The sequence below is a fragment of the Salmonella sp. 2020_1395 genome (assembly GCF_043848115.1).
Lineage (GTDB): Bacteria > Pseudomonadota > Gammaproteobacteria > Enterobacterales > Enterobacteriaceae > Salmonella > Salmonella enterica.
This window is the reverse complement of record NZ_JBCMFH010000004.1, coordinates 231,355-256,734: the sequence shown is the minus strand read 5'-3', so window position 1 is coordinate 256,734 and position 25,380 is coordinate 231,355. Positions and strand designations below refer to the sequence as shown.

At 49.0% G+C, this 25,380-nt stretch carries 30 protein-coding genes and 3 pseudogenes; 14 read left to right on the top strand and 19 right to left on the bottom strand.

Features of this window, described 5'->3' with window-relative positions:
• Positions 1–70 precede the first annotated feature (70 nt).
• Positions 71–2,122, top strand: a complete 2,052-nt coding sequence (gene ptrB, locus ACH0WD_RS08620) for an oligopeptidase B (protein ID WP_000937000.1) — start codon at positions 71–73, stop codon at positions 2,120–2,122.
• A 34-nt stretch (positions 2,123–2,156) separates the two neighbouring features.
• Here ptrB and exoX read toward each other — a convergent pair whose 3' ends face one another.
• The 3 genes from exoX to ACH0WD_RS08605 form a co-directional block, all read right to left on the bottom strand.
• A complete protein-coding gene (exoX, locus tag ACH0WD_RS08615) occupies positions 2,157–2,855 on the bottom strand; it encodes an exodeoxyribonuclease X (RefSeq protein ID WP_000944278.1) in 699 nt (232 codons plus the stop codon).
• A gap of 23 nt (positions 2,856–2,878) precedes the next feature.
• A complete protein-coding gene (locus ACH0WD_RS08610; RefSeq protein WP_000100257.1) occupies positions 2,879–3,535 on the bottom strand; it encodes a carbon-nitrogen hydrolase family protein in 657 nt (218 codons plus the stop codon).
• 107 nt (positions 3,536–3,642) lie between these two features.
• Positions 3,643–3,873, bottom strand: coding sequence for a DNA polymerase III subunit theta (locus tag ACH0WD_RS08605; RefSeq protein ID WP_000856227.1), 231 nt, complete (start codon positions 3,871–3,873; stop codon positions 3,643–3,645).
• 137 nt (positions 3,874–4,010) lie between these two features.
• Between ACH0WD_RS08605 and yobA the strand changes: the two genes are divergently transcribed.
• Genes yobA through ACH0WD_RS08590 form a run of 3 tightly spaced genes read left to right on the top strand, consistent with a single transcriptional unit; the run spans position 4,011 to position 5,631 of the window.
• Positions 4,011–4,385, top strand: a complete 375-nt coding sequence (gene yobA, locus ACH0WD_RS08600; RefSeq protein WP_000168393.1) for a CopC domain-containing protein YobA — start codon at positions 4,011–4,013, stop codon at positions 4,383–4,385.
• Positions 4,386–5,261: a copper homeostasis membrane protein CopD gene (gene copD / locus ACH0WD_RS08595; protein WP_000979694.1), complete on the top strand. Its 876-nt coding sequence runs from the start codon at positions 4,386–4,388 to the stop codon at positions 5,259–5,261. It begins immediately after the preceding gene.
• A gap of 16 nt (positions 5,262–5,277) precedes the next feature.
• Positions 5,278–5,631, top strand: a complete 354-nt coding sequence (locus tag ACH0WD_RS08590) for a YebY family protein (RefSeq protein ID WP_000722368.1) — start codon at positions 5,278–5,280, stop codon at positions 5,629–5,631.
• Positions 5,632–6,013: 382 nt separating this feature from the next.
• Here the strand turns inward: ACH0WD_RS08590 and ACH0WD_RS08585 are convergent.
• Positions 6,014–6,367, bottom strand: a pseudogene (locus ACH0WD_RS08585) (tyrosine-type recombinase/integrase); the annotation flags it as partial.
• Between the two features lie 261 nt (positions 6,368–6,628).
• Between ACH0WD_RS08585 and sspH3 the strand changes: the two are divergent.
• The 3 genes and pseudogenes from sspH3 to ACH0WD_RS08570 form a co-directional block, all read left to right on the top strand.
• On the top strand, positions 6,629–9,049 hold the full coding sequence (gene sspH3, locus ACH0WD_RS08580) for a type III secretion system effector SspH3 (RefSeq protein WP_024144813.1): 2,421 nt from the start codon (positions 6,629–6,631) through the stop codon (positions 9,047–9,049).
• A 33-nt stretch (positions 9,050–9,082) separates the two neighbouring features.
• Positions 9,083–9,181, top strand: a pseudogene (locus ACH0WD_RS08575) (DUF4113 domain-containing protein); the annotation flags it as partial.
• A gap of 9 nt (positions 9,182–9,190) precedes the next feature.
• Positions 9,191–9,733, top strand: a pseudogene (locus tag ACH0WD_RS08570) (IS256 family transposase); the annotation flags it as partial.
• Positions 9,734–9,878: 145 nt separating this feature from the next.
• Here ACH0WD_RS08570 and ACH0WD_RS08565 read toward each other — a convergent pair.
• Positions 9,879–10,019 (bottom strand): hypothetical protein, encoded by a 141-nt coding sequence (locus ACH0WD_RS08565; RefSeq protein ID WP_000489598.1) that lies wholly within the window; start codon positions 10,017–10,019, stop codon positions 9,879–9,881.
• Between the two features lie 165 nt (positions 10,020–10,184).
• The gene (locus ACH0WD_RS08560; protein ID WP_077905753.1) at positions 10,185–10,454 is read right to left on the bottom strand and encodes a hypothetical protein; all 270 of its coding nucleotides are present in this window, start codon (positions 10,452–10,454) and stop codon (positions 10,185–10,187) included.
• A gap of 370 nt (positions 10,455–10,824) precedes the next feature.
• Here ACH0WD_RS08560 and ACH0WD_RS08555 point away from each other — a divergent pair, with 370 nt between their 5' ends.
• On the top strand, positions 10,825–11,244 hold the full coding sequence (locus ACH0WD_RS08555; protein WP_000354404.1) for a GNAT family N-acetyltransferase: 420 nt from the start codon (positions 10,825–10,827) through the stop codon (positions 11,242–11,244).
• 235 nt (positions 11,245–11,479) lie between these two features.
• On the opposite strand, the gene ACH0WD_RS08550 is transcribed toward ACH0WD_RS08555, so the two are convergent.
• From ACH0WD_RS08550 to ACH0WD_RS08535, 4 genes are all read right to left on the bottom strand, one after another.
• Entirely contained in the window at positions 11,480–11,638 is a 159-nt protein-coding gene (locus ACH0WD_RS08550) for a lipopolysaccharide 1,2-N-acetylglucosaminetransferase (protein WP_023165344.1), read from the bottom strand.
• Positions 11,635–12,129: a glycosyltransferase gene (locus ACH0WD_RS08545; protein WP_016419152.1), complete on the bottom strand. Its 495-nt coding sequence runs from the start codon at positions 12,127–12,129 to the stop codon at positions 11,635–11,637. The genes ACH0WD_RS08550 and ACH0WD_RS08545 overlap by 4 nt, the downstream gene beginning before the upstream one ends.
• Positions 12,130–12,384: 255 nt before the next feature.
• Entirely contained in the window at positions 12,385–12,804 is a 420-nt protein-coding gene (locus ACH0WD_RS08540; RefSeq protein ID WP_000561389.1) for a type II toxin-antitoxin system HigA family antitoxin, read from the bottom strand.
• Positions 12,801–13,112 carry a type II toxin-antitoxin system HigB family toxin gene (locus tag ACH0WD_RS08535; RefSeq protein WP_000558158.1) on the bottom strand — a complete coding sequence of 104 codons (312 nt, stop codon included), beginning with the start codon at positions 13,110–13,112 and terminating at the stop codon, positions 12,801–12,803. Before ACH0WD_RS08535 ends, ACH0WD_RS08540 begins: the two co-directional genes overlap by 4 nt.
• Positions 13,113–13,290: 178 nt before the next feature.
• Here ACH0WD_RS08535 and ACH0WD_RS08530 point away from each other — a divergent pair, with 178 nt between their 5' ends.
• The gene (locus ACH0WD_RS08530) at positions 13,291–13,590 is read left to right on the top strand and encodes a hypothetical protein (RefSeq protein WP_000775225.1); all 300 of its coding nucleotides are present in this window, start codon (positions 13,291–13,293) and stop codon (positions 13,588–13,590) included.
• Positions 13,591–13,619: 29 nt separating this feature from the next.
• Positions 13,620–13,835, top strand: coding sequence for a hypothetical protein (locus ACH0WD_RS08525; protein ID WP_001747696.1), 216 nt, complete (start codon positions 13,620–13,622; stop codon positions 13,833–13,835).
• Between the two features lie 53 nt (positions 13,836–13,888).
• Here ACH0WD_RS08525 and ACH0WD_RS08520 read toward each other — a convergent pair whose 3' ends face one another.
• From ACH0WD_RS08520 to ACH0WD_RS08505, 4 genes are all read right to left on the bottom strand, one after another.
• The gene (locus ACH0WD_RS08520) at positions 13,889–14,671 is read right to left on the bottom strand and encodes a DUF2971 domain-containing protein (RefSeq protein WP_001747695.1); all 783 of its coding nucleotides are present in this window, start codon (positions 14,669–14,671) and stop codon (positions 13,889–13,891) included.
• Between the two features lie 362 nt (positions 14,672–15,033).
• Positions 15,034–15,228: a hypothetical protein gene (locus tag ACH0WD_RS08515; protein WP_023134800.1), complete on the bottom strand. Its 195-nt coding sequence runs from the start codon at positions 15,226–15,228 to the stop codon at positions 15,034–15,036.
• 109 nt (positions 15,229–15,337) lie between these two features.
• Entirely contained in the window at positions 15,338–15,814 is a 477-nt protein-coding gene (locus tag ACH0WD_RS08510) for a hypothetical protein (protein WP_000030944.1), read from the bottom strand.
• A gap of 328 nt (positions 15,815–16,142) precedes the next feature.
• Positions 16,143–16,538 (bottom strand): DUF1398 domain-containing protein, encoded by a 396-nt coding sequence (locus ACH0WD_RS08505; protein WP_000422887.1) that lies wholly within the window; start codon positions 16,536–16,538, stop codon positions 16,143–16,145.
• Between the two features lie 684 nt (positions 16,539–17,222).
• On the opposite strand from ACH0WD_RS08505, the gene sopE2 reads away from it, so the two are divergent.
• The 4 genes from sopE2 to pphA all read left to right on the top strand — a co-directional run bounded on the left by sopE2 (position 17,223) and on the right by pphA (position 19,268).
• Entirely contained in the window at positions 17,223–17,945 is a 723-nt protein-coding gene (sopE2, locus tag ACH0WD_RS08500) for an SPI-1 type III secretion system guanine nucleotide exchange factor SopE2 (protein ID WP_000182066.1), read from the top strand.
• A gap of 284 nt (positions 17,946–18,229) precedes the next feature.
• Entirely contained in the window at positions 18,230–18,394 is a 165-nt protein-coding gene (locus ACH0WD_RS08495; RefSeq protein WP_001134851.1) for a hypothetical protein, read from the top strand.
• Positions 18,385–18,600 carry a hypothetical protein gene (locus tag ACH0WD_RS08490; RefSeq protein WP_024132346.1) on the top strand — a complete coding sequence of 72 codons (216 nt, stop codon included), beginning with the start codon at positions 18,385–18,387 and terminating at the stop codon, positions 18,598–18,600. The genes ACH0WD_RS08495 and ACH0WD_RS08490 overlap by 10 nt, the downstream gene beginning before the upstream one ends.
• 17 nt (positions 18,601–18,617) lie before the next feature.
• Entirely contained in the window at positions 18,618–19,268 is a 651-nt protein-coding gene (gene pphA, locus ACH0WD_RS08485) for a protein-serine/threonine phosphatase (protein ID WP_000986168.1), read from the top strand.
• Between the two features lie 18 nt (positions 19,269–19,286).
• Here pphA and ACH0WD_RS08480 read toward each other — a convergent pair whose 3' ends face one another.
• From ACH0WD_RS08480 to yebS, 5 genes are all read right to left on the bottom strand, one after another.
• Complete coding sequence (locus tag ACH0WD_RS08480; protein ID WP_000457838.1) at positions 19,287–19,478, bottom strand: YebW family protein; 192 nt, start codon at positions 19,476–19,478, stop codon at positions 19,287–19,289.
• A 110-nt stretch (positions 19,479–19,588) separates the two neighbouring features.
• Entirely contained in the window at positions 19,589–19,825 is a 237-nt protein-coding gene (locus tag ACH0WD_RS08475) for a YebV family protein (protein ID WP_024131108.1), read from the bottom strand.
• A gap of 117 nt (positions 19,826–19,942) precedes the next feature.
• The gene (gene rsmF, locus ACH0WD_RS08470; RefSeq protein ID WP_001747693.1) at positions 19,943–21,382 is read right to left on the bottom strand and encodes a 16S rRNA (cytosine(1407)-C(5))-methyltransferase RsmF; all 1,440 of its coding nucleotides are present in this window, start codon (positions 21,380–21,382) and stop codon (positions 19,943–19,945) included.
• A 77-nt stretch (positions 21,383–21,459) separates the two neighbouring features.
• Complete coding sequence (locus ACH0WD_RS08465; protein WP_001747692.1) at positions 21,460–24,093, bottom strand: PqiB family protein; 2,634 nt, start codon at positions 24,091–24,093, stop codon at positions 21,460–21,462.
• Complete coding sequence (yebS, locus tag ACH0WD_RS08460) at positions 24,062–25,345, bottom strand: membrane integrity lipid transport subunit YebS (protein WP_001207293.1); 1,284 nt, start codon at positions 25,343–25,345, stop codon at positions 24,062–24,064. The genes ACH0WD_RS08465 and yebS overlap by 32 nt, the downstream gene beginning before the upstream one ends.
• Positions 25,346–25,380: the final 35 nt, after the last annotated feature.

The window sequence follows — 25,380 nt, the reverse complement described above, 5'->3', positions numbered from 1 at the left end:
GACTACCATGCTACGCCGCTGTGTTTGCCGCGTGATATATAACAAATATTAACGCAAAAGAAAAAACGACATGTTGCCAAAAGCCAATCGAATTCCCTATGCCATGACCGTACATGGCGATACGCGCATTGATAATTATTACTGGCTGCGAGATGACACTCGCTCGCAGCCGGAAGTCCTTGATTACCTGCATCAGGAAAATGAGTATGGCCGGAAGGTCATGACCTCTCAGCAGGCGTTACAGGACCGCATTCTAAAAGAAATTATCGATCGCATCCCGCCCAGAGAAGTTTCCGCTCCGTATGTGAAAAATGGCTATCGCTACCGTTATATCTATGAACCCGGCTGCGAATATGCCATCTATCAACGACAATCAGCGTTAAGCGAAGAGTGGGATGTGTGGGAAACCTTGCTCGATGCGAACCAGCGGGCCGCGCACAGCGAATTTTATACGCTCGGCGGGCTTGCCATTACGCCGGATAATACCATCATGGCGCTGGCAGAAGATTATTTATCCCGTCGTCAGTATGGGTTGCGTTTTCGTAACCTCGAAAGCGGTAACTGGTATCCGGAACTGCTGGATAACGTTGCGCCTGAATTTGTCTGGGCCAATGATTCCCTGACCCTTTACTATGTGCGTAAGCATAAGAAGACGCTGCTGCCCTATCAGGTTTGGCGACACACGATTGGCACTCCGTCATCGCAAGATGAACTGGTATATGAAGAGAAAGACGATACCTTTTATGTCAGCCTGCATAAAACCACTTCGCAGCATTATGTGGTGATTCATCTTGCCAGCGCCACCACTAGCGAAGTGCTGTTACTTGACGCGGAACTGGCCGATGCCGAGCCGTTTTCATTTTTACCGCGCCGCAAAGACCATGAATATAGTCTCGATCACTATCAACATAAGTTTTACCTGCGCTCTAACCGGAACGGTAAAAACTTTGGGTTGTACCGTACCCGCGTGCGCAATGAAAACGCCTGGGAAGAACTGATCCCTCCGCGCGAGCATATTATGCTGGAAGGGTTTACCCTGTTTACCGACTGGTTAGTAGTAGAAGAGCGTCAACGGGGGCTTACCAGCCTGCGGCAAATTAACCGTAAAACCCGTGAAGTGATAGGCATTGCCTTTGACGATCCGGCTTACGTGACGTGGCTGGCCTATAATCCCGAACCTGAGACCTCCCGGCTGCGTTACGGCTATTCTTCAATGACGACGCCAGATACCTTGTTTGAACTGGATATGGATACCGGAGAACGACGGGTACTTAAACAGACGGAAGTGCCTGGGTTTGATTCTGGCTGTTATCAGAGCGAACACCTGTGGATCACCGCACGCGACGGTGTCGAAGTGCCGGTATCGCTGGTTTATCATCAGAAGTATTTTCGTAAAGGGCAAAATCCGCTTCTGGTTTACGGCTACGGATCTTACGGTTCCAGTATTGACGCCGACTTCAGCAGCAGCCGACTGAGCTTGCTGGATCGTGGCTTTGTTTACGCAATCGTACACGTTCGCGGCGGCGGTGAGCTGGGGCAGCAGTGGTATGAAGATGGTAAATTCCTCAAAAAGCGGAATACTTTTAATGACTATCTTGATGCCTGCGATGCCTTATTAAAACTGGGTTACGGTTCACCGTCGCTGTGTTATGGGATGGGCGGGAGCGCGGGCGGAATGCTAATGGGCGTCGCTATCAACGAACGCCCCGAGCTTTTCCACGGCGTTATTGCCCAGGTACCCTTTGTTGATGTATTAACCACGATGCTGGATGAGTCGATCCCACTAACGACAGGAGAGTTTGAAGAGTGGGGGAACCCGCAGGATAGTGAGTATTATGACTATATGAAAAGCTATAGTCCTTATGACAATGTCAAAGCGCAGGACTATCCGCACCTGCTGGTGACGACAGGATTGCACGATTCCCAGGTGCAATACTGGGAACCGGCGAAGTGGGTGGCAAAATTACGCGAGCTAAAAACGGACCAACGTCTGCTGCTGTTATGTACGGATATGGACTCCGGGCACGGTGGTAAGTCGGGGCGGTTTAAATCCTACGAAGGCGTCGCGCTGGAGTTCGCCTTTTTAATCGGCCTGGCGCAGGGAACCTTACATAGCGCATAGACGTGCGCCCGCAATGGCTTGTGAGCGTCGCGGGTTATTGTGGTGTTCCATTGCTGCGTTGCTCGCCAGCCTGAACATCTTCCAGGTAGTGTTTAAGCGTCAGGCGAAGTTCCGGGCTCATATTATCAAGGTTATTAAAAAGCCAGCGTAAATAGCCCGGATCGCGTTTTGCGACTTCAGATACCGCCTTACCGCGGTATTTACCGAACGGGAAAGTGGTTAACAGCGCAGGACGGCCCGTGATATTGACCATCTCTTCCGCGGTCCAGCCGGTGGTTTGCATAATATCAATCAGCAAGGCGGCGGTGATATAGCAATCATAAAGCGCCCGGTGATGATGCAGCCCCGGCGGCGTTTGTACGCTTAGTTTACGCGATTTATAGAGCGCCATATTGCTGTATTTTATTCCCGGCCACAGGCGTCGCGACAACTTCATGGTACAGATCCACTCACCCGGCAATTCAGGTAATACGCGTCTGTCGAAACTGGCATTGTGAGCGACATACCACTCACTACCGTAATAAAGCGGTATGACATCTTCAATCCACGGCTTATCGGCGACCATGGCTTCGGTAATACGGTGTATCGCCATCGCCTGCGGCGTAATAGGGCGATCGGGGCGTATCAGGTGACTCATGGGATTGACAATGTTGCCATCAATGACATCTACAGAGGCTATCTCTACGATCCCGCCCTGCAGCCCGCAGGTTTCCGTGTCTATAATCCGCAACATGATTCATTCCTCACCGAAAGACCTTAGCGTAATGGAATGATATCGCCTTGCCAACCCTCGGTTGTGCGCAGACCCGTCAGTAATAGCGAACCGCAATCGGCACGAACAATAAGTTGCCCGCTTTCATCCCACAGCGCGCTACTGCCACAGGCATTGGCCATCAGTACGGCCAGCGCATATTTATGCGAAAAACGTTGTAAGCGTGAGGTAGAAGCATGGAGTTCAGGTTCGTTAAGACATTGACTGGTTGTGAATAACGTAAATGAGGGATCTATATCACCACCTTCTGGCTGCTCATCCACCACGTTGATAGCGCTTCGCTGCCTGGCAATACAGGCGCCATGACTTTTGTGAAACATGAGCGGCGACGTTAGCCATGGGGCAAAAATAGCGATGCCTTTTACGAAGCGGCAGTTATGCTCAACAGGCATACCCACAATGATAGTCATATGGTGGGTATCGGCCGCATGAGTGAGCGGCTGTAAAAGCGCCTCGTCAGGCGGGGCGGGCAACGATTTATTCCTTTCGTCGCAGCCTAATAGCGACAGTGACGGAAAGACCAGCAGTTCGCACTGTTGACGAGCCGCAAGCTCAATATATTCCAGATGATGGGCGACATGCTCCGCCGGCGAGGCGTTCAGGGGCGCATACTGCGCAGCAGCAATTTTCCAGGAGGACATAATGACTTCCTTTTCATAGTCTCTACAGCCATTCTAAAAAGCATAGGTTAAGAATCGCCTTATAATGTAGTCGTCTGCATGTAAGGAAGTGTAACGTTATATAATTTTTATTTAACTTTGGGTTCGTAAGGGAGTCGGGATAGTGATACGGAAGCCAGACGATGGGCAATCAGCCGCTCGCGAAACCAGGCGCGTAGGTGCTCTGGCTGCTCACGTTCGACCGCCTCCGCGACAACTGGCATATTGTAGCGCTCTTTAAATGCCACCCCGGCTGCCGCCAGGTCCACATTGACTTTATCCATTTCCACTTGTTCAAGCTGAGCCAGATTCGTTTTCATACGCGTCTCCTTTTTTGTTGCCGCCAGAAGGTACTAAGAGTCCGCGGTAATGGCAAGATGGAAATGATGATCCTCGACTCATTGATTGTTGAAGGTTATTCTTTGTAACGTAGGCATAACAAAAAGGAATAGTGAATATGGCTTCTTCTGCACCATCGCGACGTTTAGCTTTACTGCTGCTGGCATCGACATTTGCGACGCCAGCGGCTTGGGCACATGCGCACCTGACGCATCAGTATCCAGCGGCGAATGCTGCCGTTACGGCCTCGCCACAGGCGCTGACCCTGAACTTTTCTGAAGGGATTGAGCCAGGGTTCAGCGGCGCAACCATTACTGGCCCTCAGCAAGAGCTCATCAAAACGCGCCCGGCAAAGCGAAATGAACAGGATAAAACGCAGTTGATTATCCCGCTTGAGCAGCCGTTAAAATCTGGCGCTTACACGGTAGACTGGCACGTTGTGTCGGTGGATGGACATAAAACAAAAGGGAAATACACCTTCAGCGTGAAATAAATGATGCTGACATTCGTCTGGATAACTCTCCGATTTATTCATTTTGCTAGTTTGATGCTGGTCTACGGCTGCGCGCTTTACGGCGCCTGGCTGGCACCCGCATCAATTCGTCGTTTAATGACGCGTCGATTTTTACATCTGCAACGACATGCCGCCGCCTGGAGCGTTATCAGCGCGGCTTTTATGCTGGCGATTCAGGGCGGACTGATGGGCGGCGGCTGGCCCGATGTTTTTTCCGTCTCGGTGTGGGGCGCGGTACTGCAAACCCGCTTTGGCGCGGTCTGGATATGGCAAATTATCCTCGCGCTGGTCACGCTGGCGGTGGTAGTCATTGCGCCGGTAAAAATGCAACGACGGCTTCTTATTCTCACCGTTGCTCAGTTTATCCTGCTGGCAGGCGTTGGACATGCGACGATGCGCGACGGTGTAGTGGGAACATTACAGCAGATTAACCATGCTCTGCATTTACTCTGTGCCGCAGCCTGGTTTGGTGGGCTGTTGCCAGTGGTTTATTGTATGCGCATGGCTCAGGGACGCTGGCGTCAACATGCTATTAGCGCCATGATGCGTTTTTCTCGTTATGGTCACTTTTTTGTGGCGGGCGTATTGCTCACAGGCATTGGCAACACGCTATTTATCACGGGATTTACCGCTATCTGGCAGACCACCTATGGACAGTTGCTTTTGTTAAAATGTGCGCTGGTGGTGCTTATGGTAGCAATTGCGCTGACGAATCGGTATGTTCTCGTACCACGTATGCGACAGGAAAATCCCCGGACTGACCTATGGTTTGTCAGGATGACGCAAATTGAATGGGGAGTTGGAGGCATAGTTCTGGCGATCGTCAGCCTGTTTGCAACCCTCGAACCTTTTTGATGGACTGGCATAACGAATGAAAAAAATACTCCTTCCGGCGCTTCTGCTGGCCACTTCGGGCGTAGCGTTGGCGGCGCCGCAGGTGATTACCGTAAGTCGTTTTGAAGTAGGAAAAGACAAGTGGGCGTTTAATCGGGAAGAGGTCATGTTGACCTGTCGGCCTGGCCAGGCGCTCTATGTGATCAACCCCAGTACGCTGGTGCAGTATCCCTTGAATGCCATTGCCGAACAGCAAGTAGCGGAGGGTAAAACGCGCGCTCAGCCTATTGCCGTCATTCAAATCGATAACCCGGCGAAGCCCGGTGAGAAAATGAGTCTGGCGCCGTTTATCGAACGTGCGCAAAAGCTTTGTGATCCATCCAATAGCTGACTGATTTTTAATAAAAAACCGTAAACCTTCACGAAAAGACTTACGGTTTTTTTATCTCTGATGACAGACAAAACGCCAGGTTTTTTCAATCACCTTCGTCACAAACTGGAAAACCTGGCGTCGTCATCTATTCTTAAAGGGCAAGGCGATTTAGCCTGCATTAATGCCAACTTTTAGCGCACGGCTCTCTCCCAAGAGCCATTTCCCTGGACCGAATACAGGAATCGTATTCGGTCTCTTTTTATTTTCCTTACAAATCAAACAATTAAAAACGCTTGTCCGAAAATGTCCGAAATTTGTCCGAATTTCTGTATTCCGGTCTTTTTGGTTATATCACAATCAAATTAAATTTAACATTTATTTCACAAGGAAAATTGGAGTATTAGAGCATCATATAAGCTTTATCATCACGCTCATCGAGATAGAGTTTCGTGGTGTTCGCTGATGTGTGGCCCAGGAGTTTTTGGGCGAACACCTCGCCGTGCTCGTTTTTGTACAGCCGCCCGGCCAGACTTCGGATCTCGTGAAATGTCGGTGGATTATTGCTGAAGTTAACACCGGAGGCTTTTCTTGCTTTTACAAATTTCTTTGTCAGCCCATCCGGGTGAATATTCCCGGTCGGGCTATTTTTCCTGATTCCTGCACTGATCATGAAATCGGTTCTGCTTACCAGCCGGCAGCGATCGATAACCGTTCCCGGACGTAACCCTGGCGCCTCAAGGGTCAGGGATCTGCCTGCCAAAATTGAACGCCCGGGCGCTGATGCCGGATGATCTGGTCATCGTAGAAAGCGCCCCTGAAAAAATCGACACCTTTAGCTGCAAAATGACAGTCCCGCCATCCGGTCATCATAACGGATTTTTCTTCTGCACCTACTGAAGCCCGCCATGGCAGGACGACCATGAATCCGTCGATAACCTTATTGTGAAATTAAGACCAGGGAAAGAGGATGTCCGCCAGACAGACATTATGTGTAAATTTATAAAGGTTTTTTATTATGCCCTTGCATGTTGGAAGCGGATGTCTTCCCGCCACAATCACTAACCTTCGTATTAACTGTATAGCCCAATCTGCAACCCCGCCTGAAATGAGCTTATGGGAAAAAATTAAGGAGTTTTTCTGCTCAACGCACCAGACTGAAGCGCAGGAATGTATCTGGACGATTTGCCACCCTTCGGTCGGAACGACGCGGGAGGATGTGGTCAGCAGATTTGAACAGCTCAGGATGCTCGTGTATGCCGGATACGAGGAAAGCATTCACTCCGGCCGCCACGGGGAAAGCCACTTCTGTATCCTGGATGCAGACAACCAGGAGATATTGTCGGTCACCCTTGATGACGCCGGGAACTATACCGTGAATTGCCAGGGGCACAATGAAACATATCGCTTCACCATGGACATAGAACAGGGAGAGGAATGTACAGAACATGCGGAAGGGGCATCCGGGACACTCCAGGTATCCCCCCTTCCTGATCCGGCGGCTCCACAGACACCAGCAGCGTATGATGCTGTCTGGTCAGAATGGAAGAGGGCTGCGCCAGCAGAAGAGTTACGCGGTCGTGCTGCGACGGTACAGAGAATATGTACCTGCCTGAATAACGGCAGTCGAGAGCTTAATGTGGGAGAGTCAGGCCTTACCGCCTTACCAGACTGTTTACCAGCGCATATAACAACATTGGTTATTCCTCATAATAATTATCTGACTAGCCTGCCGACGCTGCCGTCAGGACTGGAGGTGCTTACTGTCGAAGATAACCAACTGACCAGCCTGCCGCCGTTGCCGTCAGGACTGGAGGTGCTTACTGTCGAAGATAACCAACTGACCAGCCTGCCGCCATTGCCGGCAGGACTGGTGGTGCTGACGGTATCAGGTAACCAACTGACCAGTCTGCCGCCGTTGCCGGCAGGACTACAGACGCTGTCGGTAGCAGGTAACCAACTGACCAGCCTGCCGCCGTTGCCGGCAGGACTACAGATGCTGTTGGTAGCACGTAACCAACTGACCAGCCTGCCGCCGTTGCCGGCAGGACTACAGATGCTGTCGGTAGCAGGTAATCAACTGACCCGCCTGCCGCCGTTGCCGGCAGGACTACGGAGGCTGTTGGTAGCAGGTAACCAACTGACCAGCCTGCCGCCGTTGCCGGCAGGACTACAGGTGCTGTCGGTATCAGATAATCAACTGACCAGCCTGCCGCTGTTGCCGGCAGGACTGGAGTTGCTGACGCTCGAGCGCAATCCACAACTGGTGCGCCTGCCGCCGTTGCCGGAAGGACTACAGACGCTGTCGGTTGATGCTAACCCACAGTTGACCCGCCTGCCGGCGCTGCCGTCAGGCCTACAACGGTTGTATGCCCGCAATAACCAACTGACCCGCCTGCCGGAAAGCATCACGGGTCTGTCTTCAGAGGCAAGCGTAAATCTGGAAGGCAATCCTCTGTCTGAACGCACTCTGCAGGCGCTGCGGGAGATCACCAGCGCGCCTGGCTATTCAGGCCCCAGGATACTATTCGATATGGCGGGAGCCTCAGCCCCCCGGGAAGCCCGGGCACTGCACCTGGCGGCCGCTGGCTGGCTGGTGCCTGCCCGGGAGGGCGAACCGGCTCCTGCAGACAGATGGCATATGTTCGGACAGGAAGATAACGCTGCTGCCTTCAGCCTCTTCCTGGACAGACTGAGTGAGACGGAAAACTTCATGAAGGACGCGGGGTTTAAGGCACAGATATCGTCCTGGCTGGTACAACTGGCTGAAGATGAGGCGCTGAGAGCAAAAACCTTTGCCATGGCAACAGAGGCAACAGCAAGCTGCCAGGATCGGGTCACACTTGCTCTGCACCAGATGAAGAACGTACAACTGGTACATGATGCAGAAAAAGGGCAATACGATAACAATCTCGCGGCGCTGGTTGCCACGGGGCGTGAGATGTTCCGTCTGGAAAAACTGGAACAGATTGCCCGGGAAAAGGCCGGAACGCTGGCCTTGGCCGATGATGTTGAAGTCTATCTGGCGTATCAGAATAAGCTGAAGAAAGCACTCGGGCTGACCAGCGTGACGGCAGAAATGCGTTTCTTTGGCGTATCCGGCGTGACGGTTTCAGACCTTCAGGCTGCGGAGCTTCAGGTGAAAGCCGCTGAAAAAAGCGAGCTCAGGGAGTGGATACTGCAGTGGGGGCCGTTACACAGCGTGCTGGAGCGCAAAGCGCCGGAACGCGTTAACGCGCTTCGTGAAAAGCAAATATCGGATTATGAGGAAACGTACCGGATGCTGTCTGACACAGAGCTGAGACCGTTTGGGCTTGTCGGTAATACCGATGCAGAGCGCACTATCGGAGCAAGAGCGATGGAGAGCGCGAAAAAGACATTTTTGGATGGCCTGCGACCTCTTGTGGAGGAGATGCTGGGTAGCTATCTAGCGCCTTAACTGAACATGATATTCACCGCGCCAGGCGAATGGGGGACGTTGTACTTCGCCGGGCAGGGGATGCCGCAACAGTGGGCTATGAAGCGAGAAATGCTTTCGCCCCGGTACACCACCCGCTATGAAGACCTGCTTCTTCCTGATGTTAAGGACATCCTGATTGCCTGTGTGGATGGTCTGAAGGGCTGCCCGGATGCGATAAACAGCGTCTTCCCGCAAACCCATATCCAGCTATGCATTATCCATATGGTGCGTAACAGCTTGAAATACGTAGCCTGGAAAGACTACAAAGCCGTCACCAGCGGCCGGAAGATGGTCTATCAGGCCCCGACCGAAGAGGCGGTACTGATGGCGATAGATGCGTTCGCGAAAGTCCGGGACGATAAATATCCGCAAATCAGAAAAAGCTGGCGTGCGCACCGGGAAAACCTCAATACGCTCTTCAGTTATCCGTCGGATATCCGCAAGACCATCTACACGACAAACGCAATCGAATCCCTGAACTGCGTGATCCGTGCCGCGATTAAGAAACGCAAGGTGTTCCCAACGGATGACTCAGTACGAAAAGTTATTTATCTGGCAATCAAGGATGCGTCAAAAAAATGGAGTATGCCGATCCAGAACTGGTGGCTGGCGATGAGCCGTTTTATTATCGAGTTCGGTGACCGCCTGAGCGATCACCTTTAATAACTGGGCAGTTACACAGAATTACTGACAGGCTCATTCTTTTGTGTTGCGCATCTCTGTTTCTATTGTTTTAGATAGCCATAAGAGCTCCGTTGCTGAGAGTTTTAGTCGTGGGGTTCTTTCTTCTGTACCGGGTGGTCGCATTTCAAAACTGCAGGAACATCTGCTGAATACTGTATACTCCTGTATTTTGCATGTTGTTGAGATCAGTGTGCAATTCCTCGGTACTGGCTTGTTCTGTATAGGTCTGGAGATTTCTGGGTAGTGTCCTTTTGGGCCTGAACATATGTGTTTGATTGAAAATGGCATCGTGTTTTATCCTTTACGCTGTGAAATGTTGTTTTGTGCTCTTCTGTTGTGATTGGTGATGTGACGGGATCGTCCATGCACCCTTCCTTTTATTGACGGCGTATCAGTCCATTGATGCCATGCTTGCTTAATTTGTCCAGCATCAGCAAGCCGTCGTTTTCTTTCTGCTGCAATTCAAGCAACTTAAAGCGTATTTCGTTAAGTAAAGGTTTAATGACTCCGCGCTTGCGAACCACCTTTTTGATAACGTCTTTTTCGAAGTATAAACGGCAGAAGTGATTTTCATAATTCGCCTACACTCTTCACCCTGCGCTGGCAAATCTTCAACGCTTAAAGGCTGGGGAGAAGGGCGTCCAGTTGCTGAACGGAGAGCGTACCAAACACCCTGATTCCACGCGTTATCAAACTTCATACCGTGGTCATCATTCAGACAAGGCGCTTGAGGTTGCTCATATCTTTTGGGGAAAGAGGTTCGGCGGTGGATACTGGATATCCTGGATCGGGAAGTGGGTTCCACCGGTGCCAAATACAGGGTGCTGGTAAACCGGGTGGATACCTCAAATCCTGACAGGCCAGAGCATCAGCCTGATAAAATCGTATTACTGATTTCTAACCAGTGGCACATTAATTGTACCAGCTCAGACTCCAACTGACAGTTTGCTTTAAGCGAGTAGCGGACGTGACCTGTCCCGCAGGAGTAAAAATAAACTTTCTATTGATACATTTAATTAACTTATTTATAACGTTATATTCCAAATGCAAACTTGTTCAATTGGATATGTATGGACATTCAAATCACACATCAAGTTACTGAATTTGATAAAGAAGAACTATTAGCCGGATTAAGAAGCTACAATGCTCAGTTCGTCGATTTTAGTAAAAATGGGCAGCTTGGGGTCTACTGCAGAAACGAAAGCGGCGAAATGGTAGGCGGATTAATTGCTGACAGAAAAGGTCCGTGGCTCTGCATCGACTATCTTTGGGTAAGTGAATCTGCAAGGAGCCGCGGTCTGGGGAGTCAACTTATGGAGATGGCCGAAAAAGAAGGTTTGCGGAAAGGCTGTGTTCATGGACTTGTAGATACCTTTAGCTTCCAGGCTCTCCCTTTTTATGAAAAACAGGGTTATATACTTCAAATGTCGCTACCGGACTTTCCTAAAGTAGGTTCGCAAAGGCATTATTTAATTAAGCCTGATTTATAGCTTTGTTACATTTGAATACCCATAGCCTTATGAAAGCTGCAATCAGGTAGCTTTAAAATATATCGTATTGTTGGCCTGTACACACCATGTTCAGCGTCCGCTTCTGGCACAGGGCGGACAGCCAGATTAGGTTTGGCGCTGTGCCATAGATATGTCAGCTCACATTTGAGCTAATGCGCATTAATTATCTAAACCAGTTATTAACCACTTCCTCAAACCGCTGGGTTACTTTTTCTCACGGGAATTTCTCTTCCACACAACGTTGTCCATGTAAGGCAATATTGTTTAAATCAGGGGATGCCAGCGCTTTATTAATGTCCCTGGCAATGGTCTCCGGGGTCATTGGCTCCTGCAAATGGAAGCCGGTATCCCCCTCTTTTACGAGCTCAGTCATCCCGCCGCGTGTACTGACCAGTACAGGCTTTCCTGCCCCATTGCTTCAATTGCAACCATGCAGAACGGTTCCTGGAATTGAAAGGGAATAACAACCAGAACTGCTAACGAATAGTAATTGTATATCTCTTCAGGCGTTACACCTTCAACCATATGACAGTGTGGTTTTAGCCGTTTTGCTAATTCCCGCACCTCACGCTGATAGGTTGCTTTTTCACCTTTACTTTTACTCATATAGTTACCAACGACAACTAACTCTATATCGTTGCGTTCCTTGAGGAGTTGTTCGAACGCCTGTAAAAGCAAAGTCACTCCCTTATCCGGTGATATAAGGCCTGCAAAGAAAATCGTTTTTTTCTCCGGAGTTATTCCCAGGTCAGACTTTTGCAGTGGTACAACGTTTTTCTGATAGGCCTCCAGGTCAATACCATTAGGGACGATAGCGATATCAGCATTCGGCAGGTACGCCTGATAATGCTTCTTCAAAAACATGTTAGTGATTTTGTTTCCGGGGAGAATTCTACCTTTTTAACTTCGTCGATATTCAAAGGAATAACCGGGCCATCTACTGGTATATCGTTCATGATCTATCTCTCCTTTTATCTGGTTACTTTCGCATCGCAACGATATCAGGCGAGGTAATACGCCGCCAGAAAATGTCCTGGCGGCAATCTTTTTCTGCAGATCACATCAAAACCATCCAATGGAAGTGAGGGCAAATAGCAGCTTCCACTGCTAAGCGTTGTTTTATAAGAACCACTCAGGTTTCACGCCAAATCGTGCTGAAAGCGCTTTGATGTGCGTAATCGTTAACGAGCGCTGTCCGGACAGGATCTGACTTACCAGTGATTTGGAACCGATTTCTTCTTTAAGATCTGAGTATGAGAGTTTGTACTGGTCAATTAGCGTGCGCAGCAGGGCAACGCCAACCGGCATTTCAGCAACAGATTTGTTGAACTCGGCGAACTGCTTGCTGTTATCTTCGTACTCGGCAATTTTGCTTGCCAGGAAGTCAATCAGCGGGTTTTCATCGTCATTTTCGATAAGATAATCAACCAGCGCCAGCGCATCACGATAATCTTTCTCTGACGCGCTGCCACCCAGGAAAGGAACGGCGGCGACCAGCGCCTTTGTGGCTTCGATAGCTTTTGCGGTGTTGGCAATCATTCTTTATTCTCCCTGTAATAGCGGGTCAGCTTGTCATATTCAGCGTGAGTGGCGATGTGTTTCACATAAAAGCGTTTGTTTATAAAGTTGATGTAAGCGATCACCCTCAGGTTGTTGCCTCCGACATCCAGTACCCACCACTTGTTACGGTACTTAAAGTTATCGAGGCTCGGTATGACCGTTCGTAGCTCTGCCGGAGAAGAGAAATCTTTTTCGCGGACTAAGCGATACAGGGCTTTTATGGCTAACGAGTCATTGGGATATCGTCTTGCCGCTTCATCAAAAGGCTCTTTTGATATGACATGCATTATGCGTTAAACCTGCCTGTTTACATTATGTGAATATTATACCAGTGATGCTTTTCGTTTACAATATGTGAACGGTTTGGTTTTGAACACACTTCAATTACACGCCCGCCCAATCAGCCACCTACATATCACATACCCTGACACCGTGGGCGAGGCGCTTTCCATCAACGGACAGACAATGAAACTTCCTGAACTTAACTGGCCCTGGGCCGCATACTTCTGGATCGGCTGTATCTGGCTTGGCTCTATTGCGCATTCAGCGTTTCGTGTGCTGGTGGGTGATGATGTCACTGTCATTGGTGTCATTCTGCAACTGATCGTCGCGTCGTTCGCCGGGCTGCTGGCAATCCTCATTGCCATCCGCTTTAACTGGAGCGCTGAAACAGCGGGGAGTGTCTGTTCAATCGCTGGCTGGGCCGGTGGCCGGTTCGTTCAGGTTGTTGAGCACAAGGTAATGACGATGATCGCGAAAAAGTGATCTTGTAAATTCTGACCGAGGAAATCCAAATGAAAAAAACCGTATTAGCTGTACTCGCAGCGGTTTCGCTGTGCGCGTTATCGGCGTGCTCGACTTACACCGAAGCAACTGGCCTTAACGGGACGACAGTGAAGCATGTTGCCGTGGCACCGGGAACCAGTGCGGTCATATCGAACGGTGGGTATATTAATTCAGGTGGTGGAGTGTGTGAGCAGCAGACGACCAGCACAACTACTGCCCAGTAACCACTACAGAGCGTCAGGGGTTGGCGCTCTTTGCCAAATGTTTGCCTATTTCGTCAGACTTTAAGATGGTCTAAACTGTAATTTCTTTTGTTTATTTTATTTTCGAATATACTAGTTTCGGGTAAATGATTATGAATCATACATAATATTTTATTCCTATCCTGTTCCTGCATAGCGCAGCCAAGTGTAACTGATTTGAAGCATTCTTTCGGGAGAGAGAATAGTCCGTTTTCAGCAAGATTTTTTATTGGTATTATTGATCTGTATTCATTTTCATAATTCCAAATTTCTTGCTTTGTCAAAAGCAATGCTTCAAAAAGCTTTTTGGCTTCTTCGGGGAATAACTCCTCATTCATGCCCTTAATGATTTCAAAGGTTATCTCAGGGAATTGTTCTGTGTACTTTATTTTTTTTAGTGTGTTAGCGATTACAGTGCATTCTTTTAGTTTTTCTATATCGATTTCGAACATAATGCCTGTATGGTTTTGTGCGTAATGAGACCACATTAAATGGTTGTTCGGTATTTTACTTAAACATAAAACACCGAGTTTTTCTTTGATTATTTTATGAGTTGCATCGATAAATCCTTTATATCCATATATGGTTTTCTCCATTATGTCTGAGATTGACATGCTACGCCTTATAGCTTTCTCTATATTTAAATAATTATCGACTGTCTTATTTTTAATGAATAATTTAATGTAAGTGTTTATGATGTTATTTGCTTTCACTAGTTCTTGATATTTATCCGGTCTTTTTTCTTTAAATTGTTCATATATAGTGTTTGTGTCGTTTACTGTTAGCAGTTTGCAAGTGATTGATGAAGCTATAGCCATTAATCTTATTGCATTGTTTTCATTTTTTTCATCGAGGTGAAATCTTGACTCGAATGGATCGTTAAAGTCGAGGATAGATGACCATCTGAAACTCTGATTCTGTATAATGCGAGTGGCACTGTCAAACGTAGTATATTTATATAATGATGATGGTATGTTCATAAATTTTATATTTGCAGTAAATTAATAAAACATGATGTATCTTCTCTGATTATGTTTCACTTGTACATGTGTAAATAATGTTATACGTGTTTTTTTTGTTATTTTATGTGAAATAACAACCTCATCTGAAGGCGAATAATTAACCAAAACCGACTCATCCAAAATTATCGGCAGAAGCGCACCGCTGAAACCGAAAAGGCTCAGAACAAATCAAACTGCGGCGTGGCCCGAGGATCGTACTCTTCAATTGAAATCCCCAGCTCACGCCGGAACCACCGTGAGACCAGTTGCCGGTGGCAGAACTCCCCAGGCTTTTCCCAGCACAGCAGCACCGGCTCCACATTCCCCATCAACAGGTGCAGCTCATTCCACGTCTGCTCAGGATTTAACTTCACCAGTATGTCGCGCTCATACAGTTCGATATTAGGAGGAGATCACTCCACATAAACGTAATTAATTTTGTACTAAATCTCTGTGGTATGGCACAGACGTTTAGAAGACAGGTCAATTGCGAGCTGCTGGCTGGGATTTCGTCGCGCCACTCAAAAATGCGCAGAGTTTTTCACACGCCGTCAATGGCTCAATGGGCGTTTTTCCGAGGGCGGTCTCAGTCATGACGATGGCAGGACCAATAAGCATGGACCATGCTTCGCTCGCGTCTTGCTCAAGCGATGTGAAGGCAAGGAACAGTGTTTTATCTGAAGGAAAGCGGTGCTGAGTATTAAAAAGTTTCAGCCAGGCGCGGGACTGCCGGTCGGCCTGTGCTGATCGCGTGCCGAAGCGGAGTACTCTTTTTAGTATGGCGATACCCACAATGCCTGGCCCCAGAATAAAGGGATTCCCGACGTTTATGGTGACGCCGACCCCGAGAAAAACGAGGGCGAATGACAGCACGTTATCTACTCTTCTGGTAAGGGTACTGTATAGCTTTTCCAGAGAGTACCGGTAAAGAATTTGATAACTGATTTCATCCTTGCTCATACATCTCCAGATAGTTTTTCGATTACGCTCCGGTATGTTCCCGGAATCCTGACAGATTCTGCAATTATGCCACACTTCCTGGAGGGTATTAATTAGATGGAATATAAATAGCAGGCAAATATTTTGAGCTTTTAGTCGATATCGCTTTGAATATCATTTCTCCTGCATCAGGAGATGCTATTGTCGAGCATCGTGTCAAACGTTGCTGCGTCGGTCGGACTGCACAGGGTAACTCTCGCAGTCAGACTCTCATTATGGTCTCTAAATGGATAACCCGCAGTCGCAACACGCCGGATGTCACGACTGACGCTATTATTACCCTGGCTTGTTAAAGCGGCATGACCACATTTTCTATATATAATAATTGGTTGTCTTTCGACCAGTATTGTCGAGTTTTTTGGTTTAATTCCACAATCCATTTAAAAACGCCTGCCGTTGCCAGATCGGTACAGTATTTTTCATAGGAATGCTCCCCCGAAAAGTGTTTGGCTGAAGTCAATTTTATTAATTGCGTATTCGGTGTTGAATTGACTTTAATCAGCTTTCTATTGCTTTTAATAGAAATGAAGTGGCCTGCATGAGTGATAATTTTCACATTACCGGTAGCAACAAAATAGATGTAATAAGCGATATTATTATATTCCAGATCGATTAGAAATGCGTTGAAATTTGCATCCTTTCTGACGCGCTCGAAAAAGTGGTTAAGCATAAGCTGTAATTCCATTTGTTAACCTATTGTAAGTTATAATGTTATATGTTGTGTTAGAGTATTGTTGCTTAAAAGCAGCCATACAAAGATGTTACCTAAAAGCAATAATAATCGCCCGGTATCATATAGTTTACGTTATGATTGGAATAGTGTTGCAATTGTTACTGATTATTTCTCGTAGCGCGTTTTTTTGACCATTAATAGATAAGTCAATCCATTTCATTTGTAGTTTTTCTGAACGCCATGAAAAGTCATAATATATAAAAATCAGTTAATTAATTGATATTTAGATAATGATTACAGTGGTGGAGAGGTTTGGCGTGGAGACTTTATAGGTTTTGAAAAAGCGGCTAACCTGCAGGCAGGATAACTGACAGTCAGTGTTTGAATAGGGGCAAAATCGTAACAACATCAGCATAAATAATAATATTCATGAATGTTTTTGTGTGACGCAGCAGTTGAATTGAAGTGATGTTTTGCCTGTTCAGGATTGTCCCGGCAAAAATGTTCCTCGATAAAAGTCGATCTCCTTGCGCCGAAAAAAAACAGGCTAAGTGACAGAAGAACAAAATCCATCAGGAAAATAAAATTTATACAGATCAATGAATAAAAATGGTTGTGGCGAAGGTGGCTATTTTTTGAAAGCAAGAAATATAAATAAAGTGTAGCTATGCATAGGTACCCAAAAGGAGAACTACCGTGACTAACATAACACTATCCACCCAGCACTATAGAATCCATAGAAGTGACGTTGAACCAGTAAAAGAAAAAACAACGGATAAGGACGTTTTTGCAAAAAGTATTACTGCCGTTAGAAATAGCTTTATCAGCCTGTCGACGAGTCTGTCTGATCGCTTTAGCCTGCATCTGCAAACAGACATACCGACTAGCCATTTTCATCGTGGGAGCGCTTCTGAGGGTAGGGCAGTATTAACCAGTAAAACTGTTAAAGATTTTATGCTGCAAAAGCTCAATAGCCTGGATATCAAAGGTAATGCGAGTAAAGATCCGGCCTATGCTCGTCAGACATGCGAAGCCATATTATCAGCCGTGTACAGTAATAATAAAGATCACTGTTGTAAATTGCTCATCAGTAAAGGGGTCAGTATTACCCCCTTTCTGAAAGAGATAGGAGAGGCTGCGCAGAATGCGGGGCTACCTGGGGAGATAAAAAACGGCGTATTTACTCCAGGTGGGGCAGGGGCGAATCCTTTTGTCGTCCCCCTCATTGCTGCAGCGAGTATTAAATATCCGCATATGTTTATAAATCATAATCAGCAGGTGGCTTTTAAAGCGTATGCTGAGAAAATCGTTATGAAAGAGGTTACGCCGCTGTTTAATAAGGGGACGATGCCGACGCCACAACAATTTCAGTTAACTATAGAAAATATCGCGAATAAGTATCTTCAGAATGCCTCCTGAAGATAGCAAACACAATACTGCTATTAACCATATGAATTAATAGCAGATTTTCTGAAAGTATATATTCATTTTTATGGCGACGCTTTTAACAAAACGTTGTCATCTTTATTTTAATATAAAAATCAAATGGATACCCTTAAAACTTAAAATAATTGTTATTACTCTAAATACCGGCATAACCAGACAGCTTTTTTTGTAACGCTGCGTGTTGTTAAGTCTATGATACCCGCGCACGGATTATGTCTCGATAAGGATTAATGGTCTGTTAACTGTCAGGAGAGGTTATGCCGCCTTTAAAAAAAATTATGCTGCTCCTGTTTGTGGGGGCGATGGTCGCCACGGTAACGACACCTGCATTGGCGCTGGTTTGCCTTGCAACTCACTCAGCTCAAGAGTGTGCTGAAGCCTGTGGTGTCGATATGTGGTTTATGTTTTTGGCATGCTTTTAAGGAGGGAGAATATTGAACGTGAACAGGCGATAGTGAGTAGCTCGCTGCGCCAGGGGATAACACTCCCCTGGCGCAGCCAGTTATATTTTATTGCGATAATAACAAAGTATTTACTCGCTACTGATGAAATTCGCTATTTACAACAGAGCACATTTACTAAGCAAGAAAATCTGCACACGCTATCCTTTTATATCTGTCCTGGATAATGAACGACAGGAAAAATATGATGCGGCCTGAAGAGATTTATCAGCGAATAGAGGCAAAGAATTGGCGGCATGTCTGGGTGGTCGGTGATATCCACGGCTGTTTTTCAATGTTAATGAAAAAGTTACGTGAGTGTCGATTTGATCCGCAACAAGACTTGTTAGTTTCTGTGGGCGATCTCATTGATAGAGGCCCGGACAGCCTGGGTTGCCTGGCTTTACTGCGTGAGTCCTGGATGACGGCGGTTCGCGGCAATCATGAACAAATGGCGCTGGATGCGCGGGCCTCATCGCAGTCGACGCTGTGGTTGATGAATGGTGGCGACTGGTTTACCCGCCTGACGGCTGAACACGCTGCGCAAGCTGAAGCGCTTTTTATTCTTTGTCAGCGGCTGCCCTGGATACTGGAAGTTCGCTGCCGCCATAGCACGCATGTGATCGCTCATGCTGATTACCCCGCGTCAACCTATCAATGGCAAAAAAAGGTCGATTTACATCAGGTTCTCTGGAGCCGCGAACGGCTCATAAATAAGCGCGGCGGGATTAGCGGTGCCGATCATTTTTGGTTTGGCCATACGCCGTTGCGTCGGCGCATGGATTTTGCCAACGTACACTATATTGATACGGGCGCGGTATTTGGCGGGCAATTGACGTTAGCGCGGATACAATAGCGGTATCAGCGACCAGGGTTAAAAATCGCTATATTGCTGCGCAGGTCGCCAGAAGCCGTCGATAAAATCCTCTACCGGAAAACAGCCGCCATGGCGAATCCGTTGATCGTCCATCGAATAAAGACATTGCTGCTCGGTATCGTAGATGTCCACGACAATATCCTCGCATCCTCCATCCAGGTAACATACAAAAAGTACCAGCGCGAACATTACATCCTCAATGTTAACTACTTTACACGATAGTGTAGGAGAGGTTAGCGCAGGGGGGAAATGAGAAAAGGAAGAATAAATAACCCGCCTGGCGACGGGTTCTTTTTGAGTCAGGCAAGACGCATGACCCAGGCATCAGATTTAGGATCGTAATGAGTACGGAACAAAACGGAATGTTCCCCGTTGAGAATGGCGGGAACGCTGGTTTCGGCATCCCAGGCGTCCAGTTGCATACATAAATCCGGATCGGATTTACAGGGGATTGTTAACGTTCGCTCCCCCGGCGATTCGCCATGTAATTCGGCATCGTCGATTTCAAAAGCGCCAATGCGCACACTGGTTTTCATCATCGTGCTCTCCGTTAATACGCTAATTGTGGTACGACCAGTTTAGCCGTCCATTTTTCAGCGTAGTCAACGTACGCAAAAGCGCCAGTCAAAAAGTGCGGTTTTTTTGTGCGCCTTTTAACTATTACCAGTAAAGAGTTTGCCATCACGTACCAGTTCACGCGGGTAACTGTTCTTTATTCTTGAGCCGATACGTTTTGCCAGACCAAGCGGCTGACGCTGGAACGTCACCAGGACATCATCAGCGGCAGGGGGTGTTTGCGGATAAATATCCCGACCGCGATACCACTCCTCCGCCTCTTGCGCAGAGAGTTCGAACGCGTGAGCATGAGTCGGGCAGGCAAGGGCTATCGTCGCCTCATGTTGCCAGCGATAGCCTTTATTATGACTTTCGGCCAGTTTAATGCCGAGCCGGGAAAAACGGACTTTTCCGATCAGTGATTCAATCTCTGCCGGGAACAGCCAGACCTCTTTTTCACGCTGCCAAAGATGGAGATTTTCATCCCATAGCAGTCCGACGGCGTTGGCCGCCTGGGTAACGTGTAATGCTTCGCGGCCTTTGAGGGGGGTAAAAGGAAACGTCCCCACTTTATACCCCGGCGCGGGCATGGCTGGAAGGGATGATATTTTACGCAGACGTGCGACGAAGAATCCTTCGCAGTCGTAAATTTGTGGGAAGACGTGCAGGAAGCCTTCCGGGGTGAGGGCGCGGTCAGCGTCAGGAAACAGATCATCCAGCGGCAAAAATTCAACGGCGTCGGCGTAGGTCTCTTTTAGCCAGAGGCAGACCTCTTCGTTTTCCTGGCGATTTAACGTGCAGGTGGAGTAGACCAGAGTGCCGCCGGGTCGCAAAGCATGAAAAGCGCTGTCGAGCAGTTCCCGCTGTGTAGCCGCGATATCCAGATTGCTTTCTGGCGACCAGTTTTTTAGCGCATCAGGATCTTTACGTACTACGCCTTCGCCAGAGCAGGGCGCATCCAGCAGGATAGCGTCAAACATCTCCGGTAACGCAGCGCCAAATACGCGGCCATCGAAATGCGTCAGTGCGGTATTGGCGATTCCACATCGGCTGATATTAGCGTGCAGAACTTTGACGCGGCTGGCCGAAAATTCGTTGGCCAGAATGGCGCCGCGGTTCCCCATGCGGGCAGCGATCTGCGTGGTTTTGGAGCCAGGCGCCGCTGCCATATCCATAACCCGCTGCGGATGATTATCATCGGCGAACAGGGCCGCGACCGGCAGCATCGAACTGGCCTCCTGAATGTAAAACAGGCCGCTTAAATGCTCAGCGGTACTGCCAAGCGGCAATGCCTCTTCATCATCGCGCTCGATCCAGAATCCTTCATGACACCACGGAATTGGCGTGAGCGACCAGCCGTAGGGCGCGATTAGGGCAAGGAAATCAGCCACGGATATTTTAAGCGTATTGATGCGTATACTGCGGCGCAACGGGCGTTGGCAGGCCGAAATAAATTCATCAAAAGAGAGCGTGGAAGGCATTGCTTCACGCATTTGCGTCAGAAAAGCGTCAGGAAAATAGACAGCGTGTTGAGCCACAGGTGTATCGCCGGCAAAAAAACAGGCGCGCAGTGTAGCATAAAACGCTCCGGCGCGAGTACGCCGGAGCCGGGTGTTTAACGTGGCAGAGCGGTACCCCATTCACGCCACTCTTTCGGTTCGCTCTCTTGTAACAGGAAATGCTTACCGGCTTGCGCTTTTGGCGCCAGAGGCGTACCTGGTGGAGTAGCGAAGGCGATACCGCCACGGATGAACTGATTGAATGTCCCCGTTTTCACCACGCCGCCTGTCAGACCAAAGTCGAGACTATAGCCGGAGGCAAGCCAGAATACGGAGTTATTACGCACCAGATATTGGTAACGCTTACTGATGCGCAAGGTGATCATCACGCGATCGGAGAGCGACCCCAGGGACATTCCGGTGACGGTTCCCACTTCGATACCGCGGAACAGGACGGGTGTGCCAATATTAAGCGAGCCTGCTTCTGGCGCCTCCACGACGATGCTTAACCCATCCAGATAGCGTGAGTCGGTAATCGTGGCTTCCTGCAGTTCAAAGTCGCGCCGCGCCGCGCCGCGTCCTGGCTCAACGTTAATATAGGGCTGGAGAATCGTATCCAGATGCTCGACGCCCGCCGCGGAAATTTGTGGCGTAATAACGGAAAAACGTGTCCCGGCGCGGGCAAATGTCTGTACGTACTCCGGATAAAGGACGGCTTTTGCCTGCACTTCATTACGTGCGGTGATCAATTCCAGCGTCTGGATCTGGCCGATATCAATACCGAGGTAACGAATTGGCATCCCTTCCGCCAATTTTCCAGCGTCGAACGCGTGCAGCGTAATTTGTCCGCCTACCGCGCGGGCGGAAGTTTCTGAAGCATAAAGAATGCGTTTATCGCCTTTGCGCCGACTGGCGCTGGCGCCGCTCAGGTTATCAAAACTAATGGCCCCTTTCAGCGCGCGGGAGAGTGGCGAGGCCTGTACCGTTAGGCCGCTGCCGTTAAGTTGCACCTTCGCGCCGCCTTCCGCCCAGAACACGCTATTGCTGGTTAACAGGTGGCGATACTCCGGCTTAATATGCAGGTCGATGTCAAAGGTATTGGCGCGTGGGCGAACGGTGATGACTTCGCCTACTTCAAATTTTCGATACAGCACGACGGAACCTGCCTGGACATCCGGCAACGTTTCGGCCGTCAGCGTTAAGGTGGTAGTCGGTAAGTCACTGAGGCTATTTTCCAGCGCTTTTTCCAGGTTAGCATAGAGCGGGTAGGTGGATTTCATCTTCCCGCTCGTACCGGGTAAAATACGAATTCCGCCGTCAATCCACTCGCTGGCGCTGGCGCCGAGGAACTCTACGCCGTCAAGGCCGACTTTGACATCCACCCGGCTGTTGACCACGAATTTACTGTCGCCCTGTACCAAATCCCGGTGCTGCGGTTCAATCGCGACGGTGAATGACACGCCTTTACTGGATAAGTTGCGCTCAATGACCTGGCCAATTTTTACACCATGTAAAATTAACGGCTGGCCCGGTTCGATGCCGTAACTTTCCGGGGCCGTCAGCGTCAGGGTTAAGGCATTCGCCTCATGCAGCAGGGCTTTTTCACCCGGCACCACCACAAATTCACTGCGCGGTTCGCCGTCGCCCGGCACCAGCTCGAAGGTTTTTCCGGTTAACAACGAACTGATATTCGCGTCACTTAGCGACAGTTTGGGATTGCGTAACTCAATACGCGTATTTTCCCGCATCAGCGGAACAACGCTGGGATCGACGGTCATCTCTCCGGTGACTTTACCGCCAGGGTTGAGCGTCAGTTTAGAAAGCTCACCCACCTCCAGTCCCTGGTACATGAGCGGCGTAGATTCCGCCTTCAGACCGTCTCCGCTGGGCAGCTCAAGTTTAACGATTACCCCTCGTTGGCTGTGGGCTAAATCTTTATATAAGCCGAACGTGTCATCCTGGGCGGCGGGTTTGGAATTGTCCGGCGAATCAAACGCAATCGCGCCATTGACCAGGGCTGCGAGGCTCTCCAGTTTCACCTTCGCGCCGCTCAGGCTTAGATCGGCGTCAATGCCGGAGACATTCCAGAAACGGCTGCCTTTTTTCACCAGATCGGTAAACCGTCGCTCAATCAGAACGTCAATCGTCACGCCCTGTTTGTTAGGGTTAATCGAATAGTCATACACCCGTCCGACAGGGATTTTACGGAAATAGACCAGTGAACCGCTATTAAGCGAACCGAGATCCGGCGCATGGAGATGAATCATCAGATCGCCGTTGCTAAGCCGGTATTTAGGCTGTGTATCCAGGGCGACGAAATGATCTCTGGGCTTGCCTTTACCTGGCATCATACCGATGTAATTCCCGCCGACCAACGCATCCAGGCCGGAAACGCCCGCCAGCGAGGCTTTGGGCGTCACCAGCCAGAATTGCGTCTCTTCGCGCAACGCATCTTCCATATCTGATTTGATACTGACGCGAACTTCAATTTTGCGCAGATCTTTGCTCAGACTGACATCTTCCACGGTGCCGACTTCTACTCCCTGATAACGCACGGGAGTCCGGCCCGGTACGATACCGTCCGCCGACATAAAATCGATAGTCACGCTATTGCCGCGATCCTGGTAGCTATCCCATACCAGCCACCCTGCGATCATTAGCGCGATAAGCGGTAGCAGCCAGAAAGGTGAAATACGGCGTTTAGTTTTAATTTGCGCTTCAGTCTTCGAAGCGGGCGTTTCCTGACTCATGTGCATCCCAAAGTAAGCGGCTATCCAGCCATTCCACTGCAAGAATAGTCAAAATTACCGCTGCGCCGAAATAAAACGCAGCCGGTCCCATAGTAAAAGCCAGAATCTGATCGCGATTAATCAGAGACATGGTTAACGAGATAACGAAAAGATCCAGCATCGACCAGCGGCCTATCCATGTCACCAGACGCAGCAACAGAATTCGCGTCCGCAGTCCCTGTTCGCATTTAAAATGGATACTCAACAGTAGCGTAAACATCACGATGACTTTGGTAAACGGCACCAAAATACTGGCGATAAAAACGACGGCGGCGACGGCGATATTGCTGCTGGCAAGCGACATAATGCCCGACAGGATAGTATCTTCCTGACGCCCGCCATTAATGTAGATTACCGAGATAGGCAGCAGGTTTGCCGGCAGCAAAAAGACAATAGACGCCAGCAAGGCCGCCCAACACTTCTGTATGCTCTGTTTTCTGCGTAACCGTAGCGGAATATGACAACGCGGGCAGCGTCCTTTCGCATCCGGATAGCCGCTAAAGTGGCAGCCAAGACAGACGCGCAATCTTTCGTCCGCACGTTGAGCAGGGCGCTGCGGATAAAATCGTTCCCATAGTTGCTCCACATTCAGATGAATCATAGTCAGAATGCTAAGAACCACCAACGAGACGAACGCTAAAAGCCCGATGCCCGGCTGCAGAAAGGCATAGTCCTGCACTTTGATAGAGGCAACGCCAATACCGACCAGATAGATGTCCAGCATCACCCACTCTTTCAGTTTTTCCAGCATCAGCAGGACTGGACGCAGATTCATGCCGAGGAGGCTGCCAAACCACAGATAAGCAATTGAAAAAACCAGAATAAGCGGCGCGCCCACCACGCAAAAGAGCACCATTGCGGCGGTTAACGGATCGCCCTGCTGCGTCATTTGCCAGATGCCGTGCATCACATTGGCATCAATGCGTACGCCCAACAGGTAGATATGGAGTAGCGGTTCACTCCAGGCAAACGGCATCAATAGCAGCATGGTTACCGCCATCGCGGTCAGCCGCGTCAGCGACCAGTCGCGCCCATCGCGAATTTTAGCCTGGCAACGAGGACAATAAGCGCTTTGATGAGCGCTCATCTCCGGCAAGCTGAACAGCATGTCGCATTCAGGGCAGCGCTGGTAGTGGCTGCGCGGCAGCGCTTCGCTAATTGACCTGATCGTTAGCTTTTTTGTTGGCGTGACGTGTGAGGTGTTCAGAGCCATGTATCGTGAATCAAAGTGTTAGAATAATGTAATCT

Excerpts from the sequence above, each read along its gene's own strand:
- ptrB (WP_000937000.1), top strand. The coding sequence starts at position 71 with ATGTTGCCAAAAGCCAATCGAATTCCCTATGCCATGACCGTACATGGC.
- exoX (WP_000944278.1), bottom strand. The coding sequence starts at position 2,855 with ATGTTGCGGATTATAGACACGGAAACCTGCGGGCTGCAGGGCGGGATC.
- ACH0WD_RS08610 (WP_000100257.1), bottom strand. The coding sequence starts at position 3,535 with ATGTCCTCCTGGAAAATTGCTGCTGCGCAGTATGCGCCCCTGAACGCC.
- ACH0WD_RS08605 (WP_000856227.1), bottom strand. The coding sequence starts at position 3,873 with ATGAAAACGAATCTGGCTCAGCTTGAACAAGTGGAAATGGATAAAGTC.
- yobA (WP_000168393.1), top strand. The coding sequence starts at position 4,011 with ATGGCTTCTTCTGCACCATCGCGACGTTTAGCTTTACTGCTGCTGGCA.
- copD (WP_000979694.1), top strand. The coding sequence starts at position 4,386 with ATGATGCTGACATTCGTCTGGATAACTCTCCGATTTATTCATTTTGCT.
- ACH0WD_RS08590 (WP_000722368.1), top strand. The coding sequence starts at position 5,278 with ATGAAAAAAATACTCCTTCCGGCGCTTCTGCTGGCCACTTCGGGCGTA.
- sspH3 (WP_024144813.1), top strand. The coding sequence starts at position 6,629 with ATGCCCTTGCATGTTGGAAGCGGATGTCTTCCCGCCACAATCACTAAC.
- ACH0WD_RS08565 (WP_000489598.1), bottom strand. The coding sequence starts at position 10,019 with ATGTTCAGGCCCAAAAGGACACTACCCAGAAATCTCCAGACCTATACA.
- ACH0WD_RS08560 (WP_077905753.1), bottom strand. The coding sequence starts at position 10,454 with ATGAAGTTTGATAACGCGTGGAATCAGGGTGTTTGGTACGCTCTCCGT.
- ACH0WD_RS08555 (WP_000354404.1), top strand. The coding sequence starts at position 10,825 with ATGGACATTCAAATCACACATCAAGTTACTGAATTTGATAAAGAAGAA.
- ACH0WD_RS08550 (WP_023165344.1), bottom strand. The coding sequence starts at position 11,638 with ATGACTGAGCTCGTAAAAGAGGGGGATACCGGCTTCCATTTGCAGGAG.
- ACH0WD_RS08545 (WP_016419152.1), bottom strand. The coding sequence starts at position 12,129 with ATGTTTTTGAAGAAGCATTATCAGGCGTACCTGCCGAATGCTGATATC.
- ACH0WD_RS08540 (WP_000561389.1), bottom strand. The coding sequence starts at position 12,804 with ATGATTGCCAACACCGCAAAAGCTATCGAAGCCACAAAGGCGCTGGTC.
- ACH0WD_RS08535 (WP_000558158.1), bottom strand. The coding sequence starts at position 13,112 with ATGCATGTCATATCAAAAGAGCCTTTTGATGAAGCGGCAAGACGATAT.
- ACH0WD_RS08530 (WP_000775225.1), top strand. The coding sequence starts at position 13,291 with ATGAAACTTCCTGAACTTAACTGGCCCTGGGCCGCATACTTCTGGATC.
- ACH0WD_RS08525 (WP_001747696.1), top strand. The coding sequence starts at position 13,620 with ATGAAAAAAACCGTATTAGCTGTACTCGCAGCGGTTTCGCTGTGCGCG.
- ACH0WD_RS08520 (WP_001747695.1), bottom strand. The coding sequence starts at position 14,671 with ATGGCTATAGCTTCATCAATCACTTGCAAACTGCTAACAGTAAACGAC.
- ACH0WD_RS08510 (WP_000030944.1), bottom strand. The coding sequence starts at position 15,814 with ATGAGCAAGGATGAAATCAGTTATCAAATTCTTTACCGGTACTCTCTG.
- ACH0WD_RS08505 (WP_000422887.1), bottom strand. The coding sequence starts at position 16,538 with ATGGAATTACAGCTTATGCTTAACCACTTTTTCGAGCGCGTCAGAAAG.
- ACH0WD_RS08495 (WP_001134851.1), top strand. The coding sequence starts at position 18,230 with ATGCCGCCTTTAAAAAAAATTATGCTGCTCCTGTTTGTGGGGGCGATG.
- ACH0WD_RS08490 (WP_024132346.1), top strand. The coding sequence starts at position 18,385 with ATGCTTTTAAGGAGGGAGAATATTGAACGTGAACAGGCGATAGTGAGT.
- pphA (WP_000986168.1), top strand. The coding sequence starts at position 18,618 with ATGATGCGGCCTGAAGAGATTTATCAGCGAATAGAGGCAAAGAATTGG.
- ACH0WD_RS08480 (WP_000457838.1), bottom strand. The coding sequence starts at position 19,478 with ATGTTCGCGCTGGTACTTTTTGTATGTTACCTGGATGGAGGATGCGAG.
- ACH0WD_RS08475 (WP_024131108.1), bottom strand. The coding sequence starts at position 19,825 with ATGAAAACCAGTGTGCGCATTGGCGCTTTTGAAATCGACGATGCCGAA.
- ACH0WD_RS08465 (WP_001747692.1), bottom strand. The coding sequence starts at position 24,093 with ATGAGTCAGGAAACGCCCGCTTCGAAGACTGAAGCGCAAATTAAAACT.
- yebS (WP_001207293.1), bottom strand. The coding sequence starts at position 25,345 with ATGGCTCTGAACACCTCACACGTCACGCCAACAAAAAAGCTAACGATC.